The organism is Butyricicoccus sp. Marseille-Q5471, from assembly GCF_951230135.1.
Taxonomy (GTDB): domain Bacteria; phylum Bacillota; class Clostridia; order Oscillospirales; family Butyricicoccaceae; genus Agathobaculum.
The window spans coordinates 69,594-92,843 of sequence record NZ_CATNVC010000003.1 but is presented as its reverse complement, the minus strand read 5'-3'; the positions used below and the strand labels follow the sequence as shown (position 1 = coordinate 92,843).

General features: G+C 53.1%; 16 protein-coding genes, 5 tRNA genes, 1 pseudogene and 1 riboswitch. Of the genes and pseudogenes, 6 read left to right on the top strand and 16 right to left on the bottom strand.

The genetic code is table 11. The annotated features are described in order from the left end of the window. Nucleotides 1-147: 147 nt before the first annotated feature. The 6 genes and pseudogenes from QOX26_RS04975 to QOX26_RS04955 form a co-directional block, all read right to left on the bottom strand. Entirely contained in the window at nt 148-888 is a 741-nt protein-coding gene (locus QOX26_RS04975) for a hypothetical protein (RefSeq protein WP_283673808.1), read from the bottom strand. Further along, entirely contained in the window at nt 870-2,051 is a 1,182-nt protein-coding gene (locus QOX26_RS04970) for a hypothetical protein (RefSeq protein WP_283673807.1), read from the bottom strand. Before QOX26_RS04970 ends, QOX26_RS04975 begins: the two co-directional genes overlap by 19 nt. A gap of 32 nt (nt 2,052-2,083) precedes the next feature. Next, nucleotides 2,084-2,761: an S-layer homology domain-containing protein gene (locus tag QOX26_RS04965; protein WP_283673806.1), complete on the bottom strand. Its 678-nt coding sequence runs from the start codon at nt 2,759-2,761 to the stop codon at nt 2,084-2,086. Between the two features lie 12 nt (nt 2,762-2,773). Continuing rightward, nucleotides 2,774-2,860, bottom strand: a pseudogene (locus QOX26_RS14380) (hypothetical protein); the annotation flags it as partial. Between the two features lie 238 nt (nt 2,861-3,098). Then, nucleotides 3,099-3,183, bottom strand: a riboswitch (cyclic di-GMP riboswitch). 190 nt (nt 3,184-3,373) lie between these two features. Next, nucleotides 3,374-7,693, bottom strand: coding sequence for a response regulator (locus QOX26_RS04960; RefSeq protein ID WP_283673804.1), 4,320 nt, complete (start codon nt 7,691-7,693; stop codon nt 3,374-3,376). Nucleotides 7,694-7,830: 137 nt separating this feature from the next. Further along, complete coding sequence (locus tag QOX26_RS04955; protein ID WP_283673803.1) at nt 7,831-11,622, bottom strand: EAL domain-containing protein; 3,792 nt, start codon at nt 11,620-11,622, stop codon at nt 7,831-7,833. A gap of 404 nt (nt 11,623-12,026) precedes the next feature. Here QOX26_RS04955 and QOX26_RS14375 point away from each other — a divergent pair, with 404 nt between their 5' ends. The 6 genes from QOX26_RS14375 to QOX26_RS04925 all read left to right on the top strand — a co-directional run bounded on the left by QOX26_RS14375 (nt 12,027) and on the right by QOX26_RS04925 (nt 15,856). Next, nucleotides 12,027-12,569: a DUF4376 domain-containing protein gene (locus QOX26_RS14375; protein ID WP_442870209.1), complete on the top strand. Its 543-nt coding sequence runs from the start codon at nt 12,027-12,029 to the stop codon at nt 12,567-12,569. Beyond that, complete coding sequence (locus QOX26_RS04945) at nt 12,562-12,972, top strand: putative ABC transporter permease (RefSeq protein ID WP_283673801.1); 411 nt, start codon at nt 12,562-12,564, stop codon at nt 12,970-12,972. Before QOX26_RS14375 ends, QOX26_RS04945 begins: the two co-directional genes overlap by 8 nt. Before the next feature lie 3 nt (nt 12,973-12,975). Further along, on the top strand, nt 12,976-13,224 hold the full coding sequence (locus QOX26_RS04940; protein WP_283673800.1) for a hypothetical protein: 249 nt from the start codon (nt 12,976-12,978) through the stop codon (nt 13,222-13,224). Continuing rightward, nucleotides 13,221-13,397: a hypothetical protein gene (locus QOX26_RS04935; protein ID WP_283673799.1), complete on the top strand. Its 177-nt coding sequence runs from the start codon at nt 13,221-13,223 to the stop codon at nt 13,395-13,397. The genes QOX26_RS04940 and QOX26_RS04935 overlap by 4 nt, the downstream gene beginning before the upstream one ends. 1 nt (nt 13,398) lies before the next feature. After that, nucleotides 13,399-14,712, top strand: a complete 1,314-nt coding sequence (locus tag QOX26_RS04930) for an N-acetylmuramoyl-L-alanine amidase family protein (RefSeq protein WP_283673798.1) — start codon at nt 13,399-13,401, stop codon at nt 14,710-14,712. A 169-nt stretch (nt 14,713-14,881) separates the two neighbouring features. Next, on the top strand, nt 14,882-15,856 hold the full coding sequence (locus QOX26_RS04925) for a hypothetical protein (protein ID WP_283673796.1): 975 nt from the start codon (nt 14,882-14,884) through the stop codon (nt 15,854-15,856). Nucleotides 15,857-16,457: 601 nt separating this feature from the next. Here QOX26_RS04925 and QOX26_RS04920 read toward each other — a convergent pair. The 10 genes from QOX26_RS04920 to truA all read right to left on the bottom strand — a co-directional run bounded on the left by QOX26_RS04920 (nt 16,458) and on the right by truA (nt 23,245). Continuing rightward, nucleotides 16,458-16,533 (bottom strand) — tRNA-Lys (locus tag QOX26_RS04920). Nucleotides 16,534-16,651: 118 nt separating this feature from the next. Continuing rightward, nucleotides 16,652-16,726: transfer RNA gene (locus QOX26_RS04915), tRNA-Gln, on the bottom strand. Nucleotides 16,727-16,795: 69 nt separating this feature from the next. Then, nucleotides 16,796-16,872: transfer RNA gene (locus tag QOX26_RS04910), tRNA-His, on the bottom strand. A 26-nt stretch (nt 16,873-16,898) separates the two neighbouring features. Further along, nucleotides 16,899-16,975 (bottom strand) — tRNA-Arg (locus QOX26_RS04905). 27 nt (nt 16,976-17,002) lie between these two features. Beyond that, a tRNA-Gly gene (locus QOX26_RS04900) sits at nt 17,003-17,076 on the bottom strand. Nucleotides 17,077-17,266: 190 nt separating this feature from the next. Then, complete coding sequence (locus QOX26_RS04895) at nt 17,267-17,881, bottom strand: GNAT family N-acetyltransferase (RefSeq protein WP_283673794.1); 615 nt, start codon at nt 17,879-17,881, stop codon at nt 17,267-17,269. Between the two features lie 343 nt (nt 17,882-18,224). After that, nucleotides 18,225-20,519 carry an ATP-dependent Clp protease ATP-binding subunit gene (locus QOX26_RS04890; RefSeq protein ID WP_283673792.1) on the bottom strand — a complete coding sequence of 765 codons (2,295 nt, stop codon included), beginning with the start codon at nt 20,517-20,519 and terminating at the stop codon, nt 18,225-18,227. 22 nt (nt 20,520-20,541) lie between these two features. After that, complete coding sequence (locus QOX26_RS04885; RefSeq protein ID WP_283673791.1) at nt 20,542-21,150, bottom strand: CvpA family protein; 609 nt, start codon at nt 21,148-21,150, stop codon at nt 20,542-20,544. Continuing rightward, nucleotides 21,147-22,403: a DUF5711 family protein gene (locus QOX26_RS04880; RefSeq protein ID WP_283673790.1), complete on the bottom strand. Its 1,257-nt coding sequence runs from the start codon at nt 22,401-22,403 to the stop codon at nt 21,147-21,149. The genes QOX26_RS04885 and QOX26_RS04880 overlap by 4 nt, the downstream gene beginning before the upstream one ends. Nucleotides 22,404-22,471: 68 nt before the next feature. Then, the gene (truA, locus tag QOX26_RS04875) at nt 22,472-23,245 is read right to left on the bottom strand and encodes a tRNA pseudouridine(38-40) synthase TruA (RefSeq protein WP_283673789.1); all 774 of its coding nucleotides are present in this window, start codon (nt 23,243-23,245) and stop codon (nt 22,472-22,474) included. Nucleotides 23,246-23,250: the final 5 nt, after the last annotated feature.

Genomic DNA, 23,250 nt, shown 5'->3' with positions numbered 1-23,250 from the left:
GATTTAAAATTGCCCCCGGAGCCGGTTTTCAAGCGGCGAAATTTAAGAAGGCCGCGGAAGGAAAACAGTCCGGGGGCAGTAGGGGGTATTTCAAAAGGCTTGTTCGCGCGTTAGGGATAGCGCCCCGTCTGTGCCGCGAAGGATCGCTTATTCGTTAGTAGGCGCTGCGGAGCTGGAGTACGTCAGGGAACCTGCCTCACTCGTCTTAGAGTCTTCGCCCTGCGCTACGGTGACCGTAAGGTCCTTGTGCGCACGGCCGAGCAGACCTTCAAAATACGCTGTCTTAGAGCCGGAGGTTTCCGTTGCCCATGAGCCATAGGCTGCAACACTCGTATCACCGGCGTTGCTGATGTTCAGCGTGCCGGAGAATGTGCAATCTTGCACCGTCAGCGGGAAATAAATTGATTGATCGCTCGAATCCTGTTCATAGGACGTGCCGCCGTACATTGCGCCGGCCCACACAGAACTGGGGCCTGCGGCGGCGTCGATGGTAATTATGCCGGAATAGCGGCAATTCTCAATCACCACTGGAGTGTCTGCGCTGGTTCCACTGATTTGCTGGGCAAGACCGCCCACGATGGCCGATTTTCCGCTCTTGCATTGGGCTGTCAAAGCCATGGAAACGTCGCAGCTCTGAAAGCTATCGTCCACAGAGTAGCAGGTAATGCCGGAAGGCCGATAAGAGGTGTTGGATCCGGTAACCGTCACATTTTCATAAGTCGTACCATTGGAAATGCCCGCGATACCGGCAATGTTTGCAGTGGTGGACGAATTGTTGATGGTGGCGTTCAGGGTCAGATTTTTGATTGCGGCATTTTCGACCGCCGCAAACAGTGTACCCGTCCATGTACCATTGGCAATCAACTTGGTCAGCGCGGTCTTGTCCACGGTGACAGCAGCGGTAGCTTCGCTGGTTGACTAGCCTCTGCGCCATAGTTGGAAATGGTCACCGTGACGGTTTGGCCAATCTGGTCATCGGTCAGGGTAAAGGTTTTCCCGGTCGCGCCGGTAATTTCAGCGCCGCCCGCCTTCCACACATAGGACAGCGTGCCGGTGGCATCGGCATTGACTGCGGCGGTGAGGGTCTGGCCCACGCAGGGCGTGCCCTGAATCGCGGCGGAACTCAAACCCACAGCGGCAGGGATGGTGACAGTCACGGCCTCACTGGCCAGTGCGGTATCTGTTGCCTTCACGCGCACCTGATAGATCCCCGCATTGGCGGTGACCGGTGCGTCGGCATCCACAGACGTCCAAGAATCAGCGGCGACCGACTTGTATTCCATTTTGTCGGTTACGCCGGTAATCGTGCCCATCCCACCGATGGTGGTGGGAGGCGTAAAGCTGACGCCGGTGGGTTTTACAGCCTTGACGGTAACGGGGGCTGCTGTGGTAGTGACGGTTACACCCTCGGGCGCGGTAATCTGGGTGACGGAAACCGCAGCTCCGGCGCTGACTGCGATCGTTGCAGTTTTTGTTACATCGATGCTGCCAACGGTACCGCTGCCGCTCAAAGTGAGATTACCGCCTGCTTCGACGGTGTTTACGGTTTGATTTTCGCCTATAGCAACCTCAGCGTCTGCTGGCGTCGTGACGGTATTCACGTTGGCGTTCAGTGTCAGCGTGCCACCCGCCGCAACCGCCACAGTCCCAATCTGGCTGTTCGGTGCAGTGATGGTGGCACTGCCGGCGGTCTTAATCGTGGCGACAGTGAGCGCGGTGCTCTCAGCGGAGATTGTAACATTGCCGCCCGCGGTCAAATCGCTGACCGCGCCGCCGCCGCTGAGGGTAATGCCGCCATTGGAGATCCCGGCATTCAAAGTTCCGACAGTACCGTTGACCGTCAGAGACGGGGCAGAGGAATTTGCAGTAACCGTCCCCGCCGTGCCGCCGATGGTAGCTGCGGCAGTATTTACAGTCAGTGATACGCCGCTAGCCGAACTGGTGATGGTGGGAGCGCTCCCGGTGGTAGCGAGTGTGAGAGAAGCGCCATCCGCAGTTACATTGATTTCGGTGGAGTTGCCGCGCACGGCCACCAGTTGATTGGTGCGCACAACAACGGAAGCCGGATTTGCGCTTGTATCATTCAGTGCGCCTGCACCCAGGAAATTGATGTTGCGCTGACGAGAGCATCATTATTAAAGGTGTTCTGAGATACGGCATGAATATTGATTGAGCCGTTCACCGTTACACGATTCGTTACGGTGGCATTGGGCGCGTTGACCGTCAGAGAGGACACTGAGGCCGTTGCACCATTTAGGTAGATTTGTGCCGCGCCGGTGGAATTGACGGTCAGGTCCCCAATGCTGGCGCTGCCCAGATTCAGGGTCAGAGTGCGGACGCCATCATTGGTAATCGAGATATCGTCGTTTACTGTGATGCTGTTGGTCGATTCAATCGTTGCTGTGACATTTGTCGCACTCTTCTGTGCAGCCTCGATAAAGCCGACGGCGGTATTGGCGCTGTTGGAAACGGAGGAGCTGACACTGCCGCCGCCGCTGCTGGGTGTGGTGACGGTTTTGCCGGTGCTCAGCAGCAGCGCCAGACGGTGAACCACTGCCGCGACCTGAGCACGGGTGGACAGCGCGTTCGGGCCAAAACTGCCATCGGCGTTGCCGTTGATGAGACCGTAGGAGCGGCAAAGCGTAACGGCACCGGCGGCGTATTCGGCGATTTGGCCGGCATCGCTGAAGGCTGCGGCAGAGCCGGTGCCGGCAAAGGTCACCTTGTGTTTTGCCGTGTAGTATTCGATGTACCGCGCCATAAACGCGGCCATCTGCTGGCGGCTGACCGGCTCATCAGGTGCAAACCGGTTGCCGCCGACACCGCAAAGGACGACGGCACCAGAGGAATCATCATACAGATGGTTAGGACAATGGATAAAAGCCTTCGTCCTTTTGTTTTCATTTTTTCTCTCGTTTAATAGGTCTATTTGTTTAATGTTGTGCTAAAGCACATTTTACTGTATCAGCCTCCTCGCCGAACAAATTCCATTCTGTGACACGCCGCTTCCCCTAAGACGAAATTGTAAAACGGCAGTTGCTTTTCAAAAGAGCAAAACACAAAAAGAACAGACCCCACCTGTGGCAAAGTCTGTTACATATTGCAACTGGCTGGCATTCCTATTCGGAGAAGCCCCTATAGCTTTGCGTCACTGATTTTCAAACAGCTTTGCTAAATTATGAAATTGTAGGAATGATTGCTCTTTGCTTGGCATCAACGGGTGATACACCCGCGGCTATTGTTTATTGTACACGAATATTCTCCTAAAATCAACAAATTCTTCCTGATATCGCCATAGTCGCTTCGCGAGTCATTTGTTCATTGGGATAGCCGTCCTGCCGGACGTGATTTGTGCAAGGTGATGGCAACGCCGTCAGATTTCGCTTAACCCAATCAAGGTCTGGAGCGTTTGATACAGCTTTTGCGGTTCAATGGGCTTTGCCAGATGCGCATTCATACCGGTAGCCAGGCTCTTATGTTCATCCTCATAAAAGGCATTTGCCGTCATGGCGATAATCGGAACGCCTTTAGCATCCGGACGGGCAAGCGCACGAATCTTCCTTGTGGCTTCCAGTCCATCGCACACCGGCATGCGAATATCCATCAGAATCGCATGGTAGTATCCGTATTTGGATGCTTGAAACAGGTCGAGACCTACTTGCCCGTTTTCCGCGATTTCCACGCTGACGCCGATTTTTTTCAGCAGCTTACGGGCAATCTCACGATTCAGCGGATGATCTTCACAAAGAAGCACTCTTTTTCCATCCAAATGGTAGCTGCTTACGTCGGCGCAATCCTTGGAAGCGTCCGACGCATCTGCAATTTCGGGGAAAAGGGTCACCGTAAAGACAGTGCCTGTTCCCGGCGCACTTTGGCAGGAGATGGTTCCGTCCATTGCCGTCACCAATTCCTTGACGATGGCCAAGCCAAGCCCTGTTCCGCTCTCTGTGTTTTCGATGCGGCGCTCCTGCTCAAAAGGTTTATAGAGCCTGTTCTGCTGAAACTTTTCCGTCATGCCGATGCCGTCGTCTGTGACGGTGAAAATTGCGCAGCACCGCTGATTGTCTTCTCGGCTCGGCTTCACATCAATCCTAAACGAGACATGCCCGCCGGCAGGGGTAAACTTAATGGCATTATTGAGCAGGTTGATAAAAATCTGCTGTAAGCGCAGCTTGTCAAACATTAAGGCTTTGGGATTGGACAGCTTATTTTCAATGGTAAATGCAACGCCTTTTTTCTCCGCCTTCGGCCGCAGCATATTCTCAAGCGTTTTAATAAAATCCGAACTCATATACGGCTCGGGGTAAACCGTCAGCGTATTCGCCTCCAGCTTGCTCAAATCCAGAGTGTCGTTGATGAGCTGAAGCAGATACTTGCTGGAGTCTTGGATTTTGCGGAAGCAATCCTTGGCTTCCGGGAGCTGATTGCTCTCCAGCCCGAAGCCGGAAAATCCGATAATTGCGTTCATCGGGGTGCGTATGTCGTGACTCATGCGGCTTAAAAACTCCGTTTTGACGCGGGTCGCCTGCTCCGCTTGCTCCAGTGCCTGCTGCAAGGCGGTTCTCGCCGCTTCCTGCTCGGCATAGATGCTCTCCACATCAATTTGGGACATCAGGAAGGTTTTGCGGCTGGGATCAATCTCTGTAAACTGCAGCTGCTTGCGGCGAACTGTGCCGTCCGGCATGCGCATACCAAAGCTGAATTTATAAATATTGCCATCCTGAATCTGCGCCCAGACGTGTGTGATTTTACAGCCCGCAATCACACGCTCCAAATCCTCTGGGCAGACGTGCGCGTTGAGCCACGCCTCATTCTGTGCTTCAAAGGACAGATGCTCGTTATAAAGATGCGTTTCCGAGCCGATTCCGTAATCAAGGGCAGAGTCGGTAGACCCGTCCACGACCACGAAGGAATCATAGTCTGTTTTCGTAACGGTCTCCATAATGGTCTGCATCACTTTCTCCTGCGTGATGTCCACACAGGAGATATGTGCGACCACGTGTTTCGTCTCGGGATTCTGAATGAGATGCACACTGTAATTAACCCAATAGACCTTGTTGGTATCATACAGCCGTGTCAGCTCCATGGATATCATAAACTCTCCGCTGCCAAAACTATGGAGCAGAGCCTGGGGGGTAAATACGTCATTAAATCGTCTGCGCCGCTCGTCACCCATGATCATCTTTGCGGTCTGCGAAAAATATTCTTCTGCCGTACCGCCAGCCAGATTCAATATGGTTTGAAATGTGCTGCTGACTTCCAAAATGCAATTAGCTGTCAAGTCCACAATAATGGTGGATAGATTGTCGCTTTGACCGGCTTTCCGATAGGATAGTTCTTCGTGAAATTTCTTTTCTGCCTCTCGCTCACGCGTCACGTCTCTGCCTGCGCCAAAGGCTTTAACGGGTTTCCCTGCGTCATCATAAACAGTGGTGTAGCCAACGCGTTCACACCACCATCCGGCCTCGTCGGTGGTCTTATACCAGATGTCCTCGGTTACCTCGGCCTCCCCCTTGCGCAGCCGTTCAAAAACCCGCAGGAAACGCGGGATAGAGTCCGCGCGCACATAGCAGTGATCCAAGGTTGACTGAATATAGTTTTCAATATAAAAGCAGTTTTGCTTGATGCGTGAGGAATTTGAAATGACATAGAGACAATCCTTTTGGATATCGTACTCCCAAATATTAATTCCGGCGCTCTTGATGGCCACCTCATAGCGAAGCTGGTTTTCCTGAAGCTCCTGTTCAATTTTCTTGAGCTTATCCACATCGGTGAACACAGCCTGATAAAAGCACTCACCCTGCGGGCCGGGGGCATAGGCGGCATTCAGATTCACCCAGCGCGGCTGTCCGCTTTTGGTGCGTATTCGATAAGTGATGGTCAAGTTTTCTCTGCTTGCAATGGCAGTATGGATGGCCCCTAACAGCCGGTCATAATCTTCATCATAGGTAATGGAGAGCATATCCCGGCTGTCCATCAGTTCTCGTTCTTCCCGTGCATAACCCGATAGCTCACACAGACCGTCGCTGACAAAGCGCGTCAGCACTTGTCCGTTGAGCATCTCATACTGCGCAATGCCGCCGGGTACTGCGTTGACCAACACCTGGTAGTTGTTCAAAGCGCTTTGCGCCTTCTGCCGCAGGTCATCCATGATGTGCTGCGTATAAATCAGCTTTTCCTGCGCCTCGCGCTCTGCTGTCACATCGGCATAGCTTGCGTAGCAGAGCTTCGATCCGTCCTCCTGCGGGACAATCACGCCGTTTAAGTTAATCCAGATATACTTGTCCGCCACCTCGCTGAAGGAGCGGTAGGTGTGATTGACGCGCGCGTTTGCCTCAATGGCCTCATCCAGCTTGCGCTTAAGCTCCGGAAAATCCTCCGGATTCACCCTTGAATAATCCGTTTTTTTCAGGGCGTCCGCCTGATGCTCCGGCAAGTATCCGAAGATATCGATAAACGCCTGATTATAAACCGCGGGACGGCTTCCGGCTGCATCAATCCGGTACATACACATTCCGCCGGGGATATGTTCCATCACGGACTGCAGCTGCTTTGTCAGCTCCACATTTTTCTGTTCTGCCGCACGGGTTTCGGTTACATCCTGAATGTACTCCACGTGGGCGGGAATCCCGTTCCAATCAGCCAGTCTGCCGCGCATGGAATAGATGGCTCCGCTTTGGGGGGATTGGAATTCCCGTTCTAAATACGCATCCGCACTCATTTTTTTCAACTTGCAGAATGGACACGGCGAGGTTCGATTCATTAAAAAGTCGTAGCATTTTTTGCCGGCGTAGTCGATGGTTTCCTTCCCAAGTTTGCGAAGGCCGGTATGGTTGATATACAGAAGATTGTAGTTATGGACGTCACTGACATAGATGAGGCTCGGCGTCTCGTTGACCAGATTGTCATAAAGCTGTACCATCCGCTGCGGGATCTGAAAGACCGCGTGGATGAGCGGTTTTCCATCCTCTTTCCCAATCACAATGCCGTTGAGCCGCACCCATACCAAGCTTCCGTTTTTATGATAAATGCGGTAGGTTTCATCAATTGGTTTTCCGCTTTGCAGCGTTGCGATTGCGGCGGCTGCAAGGCGGTGCCTGTCCTCAGCATAGACGATGGATGCGGCATCGTCTCCGATAATCTGTGCATACTCCTCGCGGGTGTGTCCGGTGAGTTGGGCGACTCCATCTGAAAAGTATAGGGTTTCAAAGCGCCGCTCGGTCAGCTTATAGATTGCGATGCCGCCCGGAATGCTGTTGACGAGATTATCCATCTCGTGGGTGGCTTTCAGCAGCTGCTTGCTGTGCCGGCGCTCGCCCTCGAAGTCGCTGCGCCCCAGCACGTTGTGGACGCGGGCGCGGATAATCCGATTGTCGGCAGGCTTTGGAATCAAATCCCACGCACCGGCCTCCAGCGCCTCAAGCTGGTAGTCCGATTCTGCGGTCACGGCAATCACAGGAATCGTGTCATATCCCCACTGCTTTAACCAACGCAGCACCGCAAGTCCATCCATGTCCGGCATCATAATATCCAGCAGTATCATGGTAATTCTGCTTTTATATTGTTCGATAATTTGGACTGCCTGATGCCCGCCCTGCGCATGAAGGATGGAAAATTCTCCGCGAAAGCATTCTTCCAACACCGCGCGGTTGACATCAATATCATCGACAATCAACATGATCTTTTCTTTCATTTATTGCCTCCATGCCCGTATGGTGCTTTGTAACATCTTATTGAGTGCAGGAATACCGTTGCGTCATGCCGCTCGCTGGCAGAGATTCGGTAGCCGGGCAGGCTGCAGTGCGCTGCCGCTGTACGAGGATTGCGCGGTTATAGGGATGTCCGCAGCTCGGTCTGGTCGGTGTACAGGGCAAATATCCGCTGACTGCCGTCCGGCTGCAGTTTGGTGTTTGTTTGCATGCGCAGCCAAACATAGTCCTGCTTCATTCCATGAAACACGCGAAAGACACAGTCTGCCGCTTCGCCCCGGTGCAGGACACCCTTCATAGCGTCGCGCAGCTGTTCTAAATCCGCCGGATGGACATGATCGGTCAGCAACTTCTGCGTGTTTTCATAGGCCTGCGCCCGGTCACAGCCGACGATTTCATGGAACTGATTGCTGCATGCAAGGGTTTCAAGCTGATGCCCATCCCACTGATAGAGACACAATGCCCCGGGCACGTTGTCCACCAGGCTGGCGATGCGCTCGATCAGCTGCTGATTCTGCCGTTCCATTTGCTTGAGATGCGTGTTATCCGTCACGATGACATAAAACTCGTCGCCGTTGTCATCTGCGTGGAGATATCCCGCGTCAAATACCCAGCACAGCGTGCCGTCCTTTTTCTCGATCCGGTATTCACAGGTATCGAAGCTTGAAACGGCAATCTGCTTGTCAATTTCGTTCAGCACCCTTGCCCGATCCTCCTGCCAGACGAGATTATCAAAACGGTTGCCAAACTTCTCGTCAAATTCTTCTCGCGTGTAGCCTAGCATACGCAGCATGTTTTCGCTGACAAAGCTAAACTCCTGCGTGTGTGCATCATAGCGAAACAGGCCACCCGGCAGCAAATCCAGAAGCATCTGCCTATCCGTCGCGAGCCTTGACATCTCTCGGGCAAGCTGAAACCGCTTTGTATTGTCATGGATGTAGTGGACACGGGCTTCCCGGCCGCCCCAGGGGAACAGCTTGCTCTTCACGATATAGCTTTTATCGGAATTTTCCGGCTGGATTTCCTGCTCATAGTACTCATGCGTCATCTGGTTGATTTTGATACAATGGCTGCAGGGCGCGGCGTTACCCCAAATCGCCTTATAGCAGGGCATGGACAGGCAGGTCTTACGGTCCTTTCCCGCCAAGGTGCAGGCCACGTCGTTGATGTAGTGGAGCTTGTAAGTTTCGGCATCACAAACTACAATCGCGTCACTGGACTCATCCAGCAGCCAGTCCATGTTGCGGTGCAGCATCTGCTCCGGCAGCGTCTCCTCACCGCCGTAAATGTGCCAACAGTTTTTCCCCAGACGCTTTGCAATCAGCAGCGCCAAATCGGCGTTGCTGTAGATCTCCTGATAGCTTCTGCCATACTCTGGCACCATGCAGACTCCGATAGAGCAGCTGACCTCGGTCTCCTCAATGCGGAAATTCAGCTTTGTGCGCATTTCATCCAAGCGGTGCAGCAATTTTTCCTGCGTGAGCGCTGTCCGCATAAAAACGGCAAACTCGTCTCCGCCCATACGGCAGATGGAGTCCTCCTCACAGAACAGCGTTTGCAGTGTGCCTGTAACCTGACGAATGGCTTCGTCACCGCGCCCATGACCATACTGGTCATTTACCTTTTTGAAGTTATCAATATCAAGCATAAAGAATACAGCGCCGCGGTTTTGGCCTGCGGCAAAGAAATCCTGCACCTGCCGCTCCATCTCCATGCGGTTGTACACGCCGGTCATAGGGTCAAGCTTGGCTTCCGTTGCCATCTGCTGCATTTTTAACAGCATGCGCTTTTCCCGTTCCAACGTCTGTATGGTATTGCGTGCGGTCACATTCTGCACCCGATGCAGGGCAACATCCATATTGTACGGCTTTGAGAGAAAGTCGCTGGCGCCCAGCTCGAACGCATGAGCCTCGCTGGTTTCGCCTGCCTGCGAGGTTAGAATCACAGGGATAGAGGCAAACCGGGGCGTTTCACGCAGTAATTTCAGCAGCTGAAAGCCGTCCATCACCGGCATGATGAGATCCAACAGGATAATGGCAATATCCTCGCAGTGCTCTTCGATATATCCATAGGCAGCCTGTCCGTTATCTGCTTCGACGATGCTGTAAGCCCCGCTAAAATACTCTGCTAAAATCTGACGGTTCAGCTGCACGTCGTCCACAATGAGCATGACCTGATTGCCGGTTTTTTCACCGATGAGCAAAGTGCCGTCCTGACAGTCCTTTTTCGGCTCGGTCACCGGGGTTGCAAGCTGTGTGGTTCTGAGCAACTCCGTGAATTGCTCCACCGGCATGGGCTTTGCATAATAATACCCCTGTACATAATTGCAGTCCATGTTGCGCAGCAGCTCCACCTGTTCCTGCGTTTCGACGCCCTCCGCGGTGACCAAAAGATTCATCCATTTGGCAAGGCTGATGATGAAGCTCAGAATATTTCGGCTGCCGTTTATGCCGGACTCCTTCTGAATAAAGCGCATGTCCAGTTTCAAGATATCAATCGGAAGCTCCGAGAGCATATTGAGGGAGGAATATCCGTTTCCGAAGTCATCCATTTCAATGATAAACCCCAAACCCTTGAGCCTGCCAACGACCTCAATGAGCTGCTGCGGATTTTCTGTATAAGCGGTTTCAGTGATTTCTAGGTGCAGCTGATTCGGGGGAAGACTATGCTTTTGGACGATTTCAATCAGCGTTTCGGGCAGATCAATCTGATAAATATCCTTGCGGGAGACATTGACGGACACGGATACATATTTTTTTTCGGCCGCAATCCAATGCGCGATAATTTCACAGGACTTGTCCCAAATATAACGATCCAGCTCTGAGATAAAGCCGTTTTTCTCAAACAGCGGGATAAACTCACCCGGGCTCAGCATGCCCAGTGTCGGGTGCACCCAGCGCACCAACGCTTCAGCTCCGGCAATCTGCTCGCTGTGTATCTCATACTTAGGCTGAAGATAGACCTGAAACTGGTTTTCCGAAAGTGCGCTGAGCATACTGTTGATGATTTCCTGTTCCAGGCGCAGCTGCTGACGAATGGAATCATCATAAAAAGCGCAGATGCATTGATACTGCCCCTTGACACTGTCGGCAGCCAGCATGGCACGGTCGCACATCAGTTCAATGGGAACGTTCTTTTCCGTGACCGGATACAAACCGAATTTCAGAGATATTTTCATATTAAGGGGATAAGTACGCAAATTATTTTCAGCACCCTCTACAACGCGCTGAAAACTATCCGCATCAAAAATCGCCGGCAACAGCGCCGCAAAATGATCGGCGTTTAGTCTGGCGCATGTTCCATTGCTTCGATGCACGTCATGTGCCAATTGTTTTGCAACATATTGCAGCAGTTCATCGCCCGCCTTTGTGCCAAAACTGTCGTTGACCAGCTTAAACCGCTCAATATCCGTGACCACCAGTGTGTAGTTATTGTCGGTGTCCTGCTGTAGAATCTCCACAGCACGGCGGTAAAATCCATCCTTGTTGTAAAGACCCGTCAGATCATCGCGCTCAATGCGAAGGAGCGTCGTATTGGTCTCATACAGCTCAATCAAGTTTGCAAGCCGCTTGCGCAGAACCGCAGGGTTATACGGCTTGGCTACAAAGTCCCGAGCACCGAGTCGGAGAGCTTTTTCTTCTGTTTGGTTTTTATCTGTCTGCGAAGCCACAATGACCGGAATAGCGGACATTTTTGCATTGCGGGCAATGGTCTCTAAAACGGCATAGCCGTCCATCTCCGGCATAATAAGATCCAGAAGGATTGCCGAAATTGTATCGCCTTGCTCATTTAAAATAGCAAGCGCGGTTTGTCCGTTTTCCGCTTCCAAAATGTCATATTGGTCGCACAATAGCTTCCCTAATATTTTTCGGTTTATGAACTGATCATCGACGATTAATATTCTCTTTCGCATATTGGTGCCCCCCACAGTATGAATCCTGCGCTGCGCCGTCCTTGGTATGCGCACCGCCATTGTCATTGACAAATAATGAAAGACATTGCATGTCCCACCGTGGGACATGCAAAATTAAAAATAATACCTTCATAAGTTGTTATTTAATCGGGGAATCATTTGACGGAATGTTCGTTGCAGACACAGCGGGTTCTGGACGTCTATCGATTTAGGTAGCGGGAAATCATATCCTGTGCATCGGCAAAAATGTTTTTTTCATACATTACATGCGTTTCGTCCTCCATATAGGACATGGAGGATAGCATTTGCGCAACGCTGATATACGTGGTTCAAATCAGAGCTGAAGCCCTGACGGGATCGAGATCAGGGCGAATGCTCCCGTCCTTTATGCCCTTCTGCAGCAAGTGGTAGTATGGGACGCTCTGTCGAAGCCACAACGCGTCTGTATCAACAATGGTTTTATTGAGGTACATGCAATCCAAGGTCTGACTGAATATTCTGAAATATTTGATGTTCTCCAAGTACATTTCGTGTTTCTTTTCCAGTATAGACATAATAATCTCATATCCGAACTATCCACCGCCTGTAACACCGCCATTACCGCCGGATGTGATGTGACGCTGACTGACGGAACGGTGGAGCATTTTAGTCTGATGGAAACCGACCAAATCAATCTATCAACCGCGGTCGCTGCCTGTGAGCAGGGCGCAACCGCGTACCCCTACCACGCAGACGGTCAGCTGTGCCGGTTGTATCCAGCGGCTGATATCGTTGCCATCGGCACGGCAGCCACTAAGCATAAGCTGTATCACACTACCTACTGCAACCACATCATGACGTGGGCACGTCGTGCAGAGTCGGTGGACGAGCTGCAGGGTATTGCATATGGCGCGGCGCTGCCGGAGGATCTGGCAGCAAATATGGAGGCGGTGCTTGGTAATGCGTAAAACACTGTACCATATCCCGATCTTTATGATTGGCGGCCTGCTGTACATGCTGGTGGAAATCCTATGGCGCGGGTATACGCACTGGAGTATGGGCGTGCTCGGGGGCGTTTGCTTTGTGACTATCGGAATGTTTGACGAATGGAGGGTATACAACCCTCCGCCGCTGATTGTGCAGATGCTGATAGGTGCATTGGTCATTACCGCTAGCGAATTAGTTATCGGCCTTATCGTCAACGTTTGGCTGGGCTGGAATGTGTGGGATTACTCCGCCGTCCCCGGCAATGTGTTGGGGCAGATTTGCCCACAGTTTACAGTAGCATGGTTTTTCCTGTCCGGCGTTGCAATCTGGGCAGAAAATCGGCTGCATGACATTATAGATTGGGCGCAATCGCGCCGGAGGTGAAAATTGAACGAGGTCTTGGTTGCCATCATTACGGGTGGTTTGTCTCTATTGGGGGTGGTTGCTTCTAATCGGTCGGCCGCCCAGCGCACCGAAAACAATATCCGCGTATCGCAGGCCGTCACCGACACAAAGTTGGACGACCTGACGCGAGAAGTGCGCGAGCATAACAACTTCGCAAAGCGAATGCCGGTTGTTGAAGAACAAATCAAGGTGATTAACCATCGGATTCAGGATTTGGAGGATGCAAAATGAAAGAGAAAATCGCAAAGCTGCTTGAGGTCAAAAGCCTTGTTACGCTGACCCTGACAGGCGCTATGGTCGGCATTCTGTTTGGTACACATGAAGTGTCGCAGGATGCGTTGGCACTGTTCTGCACTAGCTACGGCGCAATCATTACATATTTCTTCACGCGGAAGGATGGTTAACATGGGTAGCATCAGAATCGACGTTTACGACCGAAATGAATACGATATCTGGTTTGCGGCTGCACCGGCCGATGCGACCGTTAAACCTGCAAAAACACTAAGGCAGTGGGCGCAGGAGCAGGGCGCGGACATCACGTATAACCTTGCTTGGTTCAATATGGTTGGCAAGGGAAACGATCAATACGGCGTTATCAAGGGCCGCACGTTGCAAGACCTGCGCTGCAAGGGTGTGATGTGCGGATACGGAGGAACAGCGGAACGTTTGACATTGGACAGCGGGAACTACGTGTCCGGTGTTAAGGTTGCAATTAAGGACTGCGTGGTGCAGAAGGGATTGACCACCAGCCGCGTAAACGCATGCAGCCGCAACATGTGCGGAATGCTGGCGGATGGCCGGTATATTCACGTGCAGTCCTCGGACGGTTGCACGGAGGACGAGGTCGCGCGGTATGTCAACGGTAAGTACACTGTTGCATTGCTGCTGGTGCAGGACGCAGGCGGCAGCACGGGCATGTACCGGGCGTCGGATGGATATCTGTTTGCCCCACAAAAGGAAGGTACAAACGGCAGGCCGGTGTGCAGCGTGGTCTGCATTAAGGCAAAAAACAAAAAGCAGGAGGACAGCAAGGTGGGTAAGAAGGTATTCATCGGTGTAGGCCACGGCGGCAGCGATCCGGGAGCAGCGGCAAACGGTCTGGTTGAAAAGACTGTGAATCTGACCATGGCTCAGGCGTTATGCGACGAGCTGGTGCGTCACGGTGTAGAGGTGCGTATGAGCCGAGAGAAGGACGAGAACGACACCGTCGCGCAGGAAGTTTCCGAGTGCAATGCATACGGCCCTGACCTCGCGGTCGAGGTACATAACAATGCGGGCGGCGGCAAGGGATTTGAAGCGTATATCTACCCCGGCAGCGCAACCGGCCGTAAAATGGCCGAGAACATCGAATCCGAAGTGAAGGCCATCGGACAGAGCAGCCGAGGCATTAAGACCAGCACCGGATTTATGTGGGTTCGGTCGACTAAGGCTCCGTCCGTGCTGCTGGAAGGCTTCTTCGTGGACGGCGCGGATCACACCAAGTTTGACACGGTCGCAGAACAGCGTGCAATGGGCGTGGCCTACGCTAAGGGCGTGCTGAAGACGCTGGGAATCGCATATGTCACACCCGCCGATGAAGGCGCAGCCGTGGAGAAATTGCAGGACGCAATGGACAAGGTGCAGAAGGCTGCGGGACTGGACAACGACACAATGGGGTATCTGCTGGCCTATGAGTACGGCGCAGAGTTGATTTACAAACTGGCGGCAGCGGTAAAGTAAATACCGGTGTCAGATTCTGACCCCGGACGCAAAGAAGCCCCTCTGGCCATGGCTGGAGGGGCTTTTCCGTATTTAGTATAAGCATAAAATTTATGTTATTTTACGATAAAATGTTGATAATTGAAATATTTTCCTTTATAATGTCTTTATTGACAGAGGGGGATAATATGTGGGTGTGACAAATGATGTAATACGCAAGTTGGCAATGAAGTCAAGAAAAGATACGGCCACGGGGCATTTTCTTGCATTTATGTACCAGTTTCTTAGATCTGACATTGTCCAAGGCTTCTTTCATTTTGCGGCACCGATCGTGGCGAGCGTGGGAGCGTTTCAAAACGGAGTGTGGAACTGGACGTTTATTGTTTGCTTTGGAATCGCCTACATTATCGCACTATGTGTTTTTTATAGGATAAACCAATATAAATCTCAGGAATGCCTTTCATACAAAAACAGTGCGGCTTTGGTTACCGACTTATCGACCCTGCTATATGGAATGAAGAAATATGGTGATGTGCTTCAGCAATCGATTGTAAACGATCCATCGTTTGATACGTTTTCTCGGACACAATACTTTGAATCGGTAGCTGAAAACGTGTGTGCTTCGGTATTTGGTATGCTCAAGAATCGATTTGGAAATAATAGATTCAAGGTATCGGTTTTTCAGCAATTTCAACAGGAAGGCCGCGCACATATCAAAATGATTGCTGAAAAAAGCGCAAAGTTAGATAAGGCGGACAGCTATCAGCAGATGCATTGCTTAGAATCCGATAAAAAACTTCCATTTTTCTGCAATGTTTTCTTGAATGCCGATGACGATTATGTTATCCTTGAGAACGAAGATCAGGTAAACAAAAAATTCATTAGGATAAAGGGTCACAAAATCACAACCAAACAGTATATTGGAATACGTGGAATTACCGGAATTGATACGGTTGGATTTGTTTTACAGATATGCACATATACTAAAAATCAATTCGGTCAGCATGACGAGATGGAGAAGTTTTGTGATGAAAATTTGATTCCATACCGAGAGGTACTGCGAGTCGCTTTTAATCAGAGGCTTTTGCAAGAGACCATTGCTGACTCCCTAAAGAATGGAGATGCGATCAATGAACGCTACGAATGTTTGTCCATTTCGCGTTGATGCAAAAAAAAATCAAACGGCTTTAATCAGAGAGATAAACATGACTCTTCTGACAAAGAAAGAGATTTTTGAGAAGTCGAAGGCCGCCGAAAAACGCATGCGTGATTTGAGGAACGAGCTTTATTCTAGAGCATAGCTGCGCGCATTTAGATAATGAATACGATGTCTCACACCGCCCTCCGGGGCGGCCTTTTTCATTTAGTTGACAAAATCCTACCGGAATCGAAAACCAGTTGACACGGCATGATGTCAACTAGCGCGCACAAAATTGAATATTTGTCAACTGAGAAAGTCACACTGGCGCACCGCCATAGAATGCCTAGTCCCTGCGCTGGAAAAATACCAGAGAGATTAAAGATGCCCCCGGCTTGTCCATCGGATAGGCCGGGGGGGGGTTGTTGTATTGATGGGTTTATTATAGCACTTGGCGGGCGGGTGTCAATGTGCGCAAATAGGTGACACACTAGGTGACACACTAAACGGCGTAAAATAGCTATAAAAGGCACATGTCAGCCTAAGTTACAACAACATCGATATACGCTTAAAAGTTTAATATATAAAACAAAAAGCATCCAAACGCAGTGTTTGAATGCTTCAATGTTGGTGATCCAGCGGGGATTCGAACCCCGGACACCCTGCTTAAAAGGCAGGTGCTCTGCCGACTGAGCTACTGGATCGTAAGGGGTTTTAATTGGCAGGGACGGCTGGATTCGCTTTTCCTCGGAAAAGCCACGGCGGTTACAATATGCCACCGGCATATTGCTAAGAGCCGCCTTTCGAATCCTAGAATGAAATTGGCAGGGACGGCTGGATTCGAACCAGCGAATGTCGGCGTCAAAGGCCGATGCCTTACCGCTTGGCGACGCCCCTGTATTCGCGGGTCGGAATGCTGCCCTTAGAGACAACGCGCTGCGATCAGCAGCGCGTCGTAGGGTAATATGGGGTGGATAAAGGGATTCGAACCCTCGACCCTCGGAACCACAATCCGATGCTCTAACCAACTGAGCTATATCCACCATATGAAGTTAATCAGCGGAAAGACTGGCACGCCAGGAGGGATTCGAACCCCCGGCCTACTGCTTAGAAGGCAGTTGCTCTATCCGACTGAGCTACTGGCGCATATCAATTCCAAGCCCAAATAAAAATTGGAGCGGGTGATGGGAATCGAACCCACGTGTTCAGCTTGGAAGGCTGACATTCTACCATTGAACTACACCCGCGGGTTTTCTGACGCTTATATAGTATAACAAGGAAAACACATCTTGTCAACAAAAAATGAAAAAATTTTAAAGAATCGGACAAAGAAGATATTTTTATCCTTCTTTGTCCGGTTCGCATGCTGCAGCGCGCAGATCTATTTCAAAAAAAGCAAGAAAATAGGGTGTATTTCATCGCCAGGTGCTGCGGAAATTAGAAAATCTGCGTGGGCAGCACGTGCTTTTCACGAGGCGGGAAGGTGGCGTCAAATCGCGCTACCTCATCGGGCGGGAGCGAGAAAAAGGCTTCGCTTTCACAAAACACGCCCGAAATGCCGGCAAGCGCATCCTCGTGCAGCTCTAAGGCCATCAAATAATCTGGTGACTGGCCGTCGGCGTCAGTGATGCCATAGGAACCCGCGGGTCGGAAGCCGAAGCGGGGATAGTATTCCGGCCGTCCGCACAGCGCGACGGCGGATGCGCCCATCTCTTTGGCCTTCGGGAGCGTAAAATGCATCAGCGCAGAACCAACGCCCGTCCGCTGGCAGTCCGGCCGCACACTCAGCGGACCGAAGGTCAGCATCGGCCATCTGTCGCCATTCGGTTGTACAATCGCGGCATGACTGTACGCAATGTGGCCGACGATTGCACCGTCCTGCTCTGCCACGATGGACAGCTCTGGAATGAAATCCGGATGGGAGCGGAAAATGTGGATCAGGTAGTGCTCGTCGCAGCCGGGCTTGAACACATCCCAGAACGCTTCGCGCGTCAGTTGCTCGACCGCGCGGTAGTCACTTGGGGTTTCAGGACGTAAAATCAGGTTATTCATGGATAAAATCCTTTCTTCCGTCGCCCTGCGGGACGAAAAAAGGGCACGGCAGAAACCGCGCCCAAAGCAAACAAAGTGCTTGACGTTTCGTTCTGCAAGGCATGATGTGGCGCAAAAAACCAGACCCTTTACAGGGCCGCTTTTCTGCGTGCAATCAAACAGCACTTACAGAACCGGCAAACAGACACTTCCTTTTTCTCTTCAGATGCTCTCAGTATAGTGCACTGTCTGTGGGATGTCAATACCGACGGCGCGCAAAATTATCCCGAACCGTATCAGACAAAAAGCACCTCCGACCGTCTGATGTGGTCGGAGGTGCTCGTTTTCGTGTCAATCGCGCGAATTAAATGGTATCAATCTTGATTTTGCCGTCAGTCGTGGTGAGATGTGCGCCGCTCAGCGCAAAATCGGCTGTAACCATATCGGTTGCAAGCGGATTTTCAATCTCTTTTTCAATCTGGCGGCGCAGATTACGCGCGCCAAACTTGACGGAGAATGACTTTTCGGTCAGATAATCGACAATGCTGTCCTCCCACGTCAGGCGGATGTGCTTGTCGGCAAGGTTGGCGGCCAGCTCGCCCAGCATGATTGCGGCAATGGCGCGGAAATTCGCCTCCGAAAGCTGATTGAAGGCGATGATTTCGTCGACACGGTTCAAAAATTCGGGACGCATGATCTGCTCAAGCGCCTTCATTGCGCGTTCCTTACTCTGCTCGGTCACGCTCTTGCCGAAGCCGACCGGCGTCGAATTGGTGGACGAGCCGGCGTTCGAGGTCATGACGATGACCGTGTTTTCAAAATTCACCACGCGACCCTGCGCATCGGTGATGCGGCCGTCGTCCAGAATCTGAAGCAGGGCGTTGAGAATATCGGGGTGCGCTTTCTCGATTTCGTCAAACAGTACGACGGAGTACGGGCGGCGGCGGATTTTCTCGGTCAGCTGACCGGCCTCATCGTAGCCGACATAACCCGGCGGCGAGCCAATCAGGCGGGATACCGCATGCTTCTCCATATATTCGGACATATCGAGCCGCACGAGCGCGTCGGGCGAGTCAAACAGGTCGAGCGCGAGCTGTTTGACCAATTCGGTCTTGCCCACGCCAGTCGGGCCGACGAAGAGGAAGGAAACCGGCTTTTTCTTGGGGCTGATGCCCGCACGGGAGCGTCGAATGGCGGCGGCGATAGACGAAATTGCCTCATCCTGACCAACCACATGGCTTTTCAGACGACTTTCCAGTCCGCCGAGCCGTGCGCTTTCCTGCGCACGTACCTTGGATGCCGGAATGCCAGTCCAAAGCTCGATGACCTCAGCCAGTCCCTGCTCGTCGACGCTCGGGGCGGGTTTGGTCAGCAAATCGTGCAGACGGCCTTCCACCTGCAGCAGACGCGAGCGGCACGAAGCCATACGGGCGTAAACATCCTCCGCTTCGTTGCTCTGTGCGGTCTGGGTCAATAAATCAAGCTGTGTCTGCAGGCTCTCCAGTTCGGCCTGCAGGGCAGGAATCTCGGACAGCTGCGGAGAATCAAGGTTGAGCCGCGAACAGGCCTCGTCAATCAAGTCGATTGCCTTGTCGGGCAGAAAACGGTCGGTGATATAGCGCTCGGACATCTGAGCCGCCATGTCGCAGATTTCGTCGGGCACGACCACGCCATGGTAGGTCTCGTAGTACGAGCGGATGCCCTTTAAAATCTCAGCGGTGTCATGGACACTCGGCTCGCCGATGTGCACCGGCTGAAAGCGGCGTTCCAGTGCCGCGTCTTTTTCAATATATTTGCGGTACTCGGCGAAGGTTGTCGCGCCGATGACCTGAATTTCGCCGCGCGAGAGCGCAGGCTTCAGGATATTCGCAGCGTTCATCGAGCCTTCCGAATCGCCCGCGCCAACGATGTTATGCACCTCGTCAATCACGAGTACGATGTTGCCAAGGGCACGCACTTCCTCAATCAGTCCCTTCATGCGGCTTTCAAACTGGCCGCGGAACTGTGTGCCCGCGACGAGCGCGGTCAGGTCGAGCAGGTGTACCTCCAGATTGCGCATTTTAAAGGGGATACGTCCCTCTGCAATGCGTACGGCCAGTCCCTCGGCAACGGCGGTCTTGCCGACACCGGGGTCGCCGATCAAACAGGGATTGTTCTTCTGGCGGCGGTTCAAAATCTGAATCACGCGGTCGGTCTCGCGGTCACGGCCTACAATCAGGTCAACGCGGCCTTCACGCGCCTTGCGGGTCAGGTCGTCGCAGTAGGTGTTCAGGTATTTGCGCTTTTTGTCTTCCTTAGGCGGGTTTTGAGAGCGGGTGCGGGTGCCTTCGGAGGAGCGAAGCGGGCTTTGCGGGCCAAAAATCGAGGGCAGCGACGGTTCGGTGGACGATTCGTGCGGTGCATCCTCGTCCGTATCATCGGGCCCTGCGGGGACGAGGCCGTTCAAATCCTCAAGCGAGTTAATCTCGCCTGCGAGTGCTTCGATATCGTCCTCGGTGATGCCCATTTGCTCCATGATGTTGTCGAGCGGCTTGACACCCAGCTCACGGGCGCATTTGAGGCACAACCCCTCCTGCGAGGTCTTGTCAGGCCCCTCGATTTTGGTGATAAAGACGACCGCCACATTTTTTTTGCAGCGGGAGCACATTGGCATATTCATATAAGCAAATCTCCTTTGGGGATTAGATGGCAACAGGCAGCAGGCCAATCAGGCGGGCCAGCAGCACCGTGTCCTCGACGCGCTGCGGGGAAAGCCAGCCGAGCGTCGTATAGGTGATGGGCGAAAACCATTCGATGCCGATCAGGATGAGCGAAACCAGCACCAGACCACTGGCCGCGCCAATCACGCCGCCGCCGAGCGAGTCCAGAATGCCGAGCGGCGTGAGGTGTGCAAGAAAGTGCAGTCCCTTGGACGCGAGCGTGACCAACCAGCCGAACAGCACGGAAAACAGAATCAGCAGCGCGATGAACGCGACGCTTTCCGCCATGCCGGCGGCGGCCTCGGTGACCGTTTGCTGCAGACCCTGCAGCGCACTGCCGCCAAAATTCTGGACGCGGGTCTCGAAGACCTTGCCCACAATCGGCGTCACCACAAAACGGGCGAGTCCCGGGGCGAGCGTGCGGGCGGCGAAAATCGCGCCCGCGATGGCGGCCAGCTTGCCGACCAGTCCGCACAGGGAGCGGACAAAGCCCTGCCGCAGGCCGAGCACGATGTTGACCAGCACGATGGCCAGTATGATCAGATCGGGAAGGTTAAAAAGGTTTGTCAGGGTATCGGGCGTAGATGTCATTGCGTTAATTCCTCAGATTCGGTCGAGTTTGCGGTGAACAGACGGGTGTTTTTGGCGTACAGGGCATAGACTGTGCCGTCATCGGTCAGCAGCACGCGGCGCGCACCGACGGCCTCACCGTTCATCCAGAGCGGTGTAAGGTCGCTGCCGAAAACCGAAACGCCGGTCGAGGTCAGTACGGCGGTACCTGCTCTGGATACGGCAAGCGCGGAGGGCTCCTCGGCGATGGAAATCGGCTCGCTCAGCTTGCCATTCTCGGACAGCACGCGGATATCGGCGCGCGCTGTGCCCGAGTAGGAACGCGTTGCCAGCGCAAGCATGCCGTCATTGGCCGAAAACGCCAGTAAATCGCTTGGAGAATAGGTCAGCAGTTCTTTGGCGGTCTTGCTGCCGCGGTCGGTAAGGTACAGGCCATCGTCACACAGGGCGGCGACCGTCGTGCCGGAAAGCGGGATGAGGTTCAGACCGAGTGCACTCGGAATCACAGCATCGCCCGTCTGTGCGCCGCCGGATACCGAGAAGAACAGCACATGTGAATCAAGTGAAACACCGTTTTGCTTGAAACAGAGGGCGGCAAGCGTCTTGCCGTCCGGAGAAAGCGTCGCCGATACGATATAGTATTCCGACGAATTCCATTTAAACACCTCTTCGCCGCGTGCATTGTAAACGGCGGCGGCGGTGCGGTAGCCCTGCTCGTCCGTAATGAGGACGAATTGGCCGCTCGCGCTCAGCGAGCCGGTGGAGATGGCGGAGGAAAGCGTCAGCTCAGCTGTCGGCGCGACGGAGTTGAGCAGTGTTGCGCCGTGGCCGCCGCGGTCGTAGGCAAGCACATAGTCGCCTGCCGACTCAACCACCATGGAGGAATAGGCCAGCTGGCGGCGCTGTGAGACCAGTCCGCCCGGACGCGCCATATACAGCGTGTCGCTGTCGGCATAGGCCAGGCCGTTGCCATACAGTGCGGCATCGGAAAAAGAACCGTTCTCGTATACGATGGTGGTCACATCACCTTCGTGCTGACGCAGGCCAGAGATGGCCGTGCTCGCCAACCGCTGAATTGCGGAAGGCGTGAACATGCGATAATTGACCAGCAGAAAGAAAAAGGTTGCTATCACGAGCAGCCAACCGGTGGCAATGCGCAGTGTCAGGCAAAGCCGCACGCGCTTATCCTCGCTTTCGCGGAGGATTTTCTTGCGCTCGCTGGCCGAGCGCGGAAACCGGATGACGTTTCCCTTGTTTTTGACGTGTCCGCCCAAAAGTCCCACCTCCTCATTGTAACGCGTTCGGGACTGCGAAATGTAAATAAAAAGTGAATATCAAAAAATTACTTAAAAAGTGCAAACCTGTCAAGCTCCGGGGTATGGTCATACCATAGGCGGTTCATGAACAGGCCGCAGGCGGGCAGCGTAGGCCCGGCAAGCTCGCGGTCGCCCGATTGCAGGATGGCGGTCACATCGTCCGGCGAGAGCTTACCGCCGCCGGCGTAGACCAACGTGCCCGAAATCGCACGCACCATGTTGTAAAGAAAGCCGTCCCCGCATACGCGGATGCGGATAAGGCCTTGCTCATCCTGCTCCGCCTCGCACCAGAACACGGTTCGCACGGTCGATTTGACCGGCGTGCCTTGGCTGCGCACGGCAGCAAAATCCTGCTTGCCGACAAACCGCTGCGCGGCTGCCTGCATTTTGGCAACGTCAAGCGGATAATTGTAACGATAGGCTCTGCCCGAGAGAAAGGGGTCGCGCATCGGCGAAGGATAGACGTAATACGCGTATTCCTTCTTGGTGCAGTCAAAGCGTGCATCGAAGTCCTCGGGCACGCACACTGCGCCGGTGACGGCAATGTCCTCGGGTAGCTGTGCGTTGAGTGCGAAGGGCAGGCGCTCCATCGGAATGGTGCAGTCCGCCTTAAAATTTGCGACATAGCGGCGGGCATGCACACCGGCATCGGTGCGGCCGACGCCCGAAACGTGCGTTTTCTGTCCGAGCAGGCGGTGGATGGCCTCCTCCAGCGTCTGCTGGATGGAAGCTCCGTTCTTCTGCACCTGCCAGCCGTGATAATTGGTGCCGTTATAGGATAAAATCAATGCGATATTCATGTATG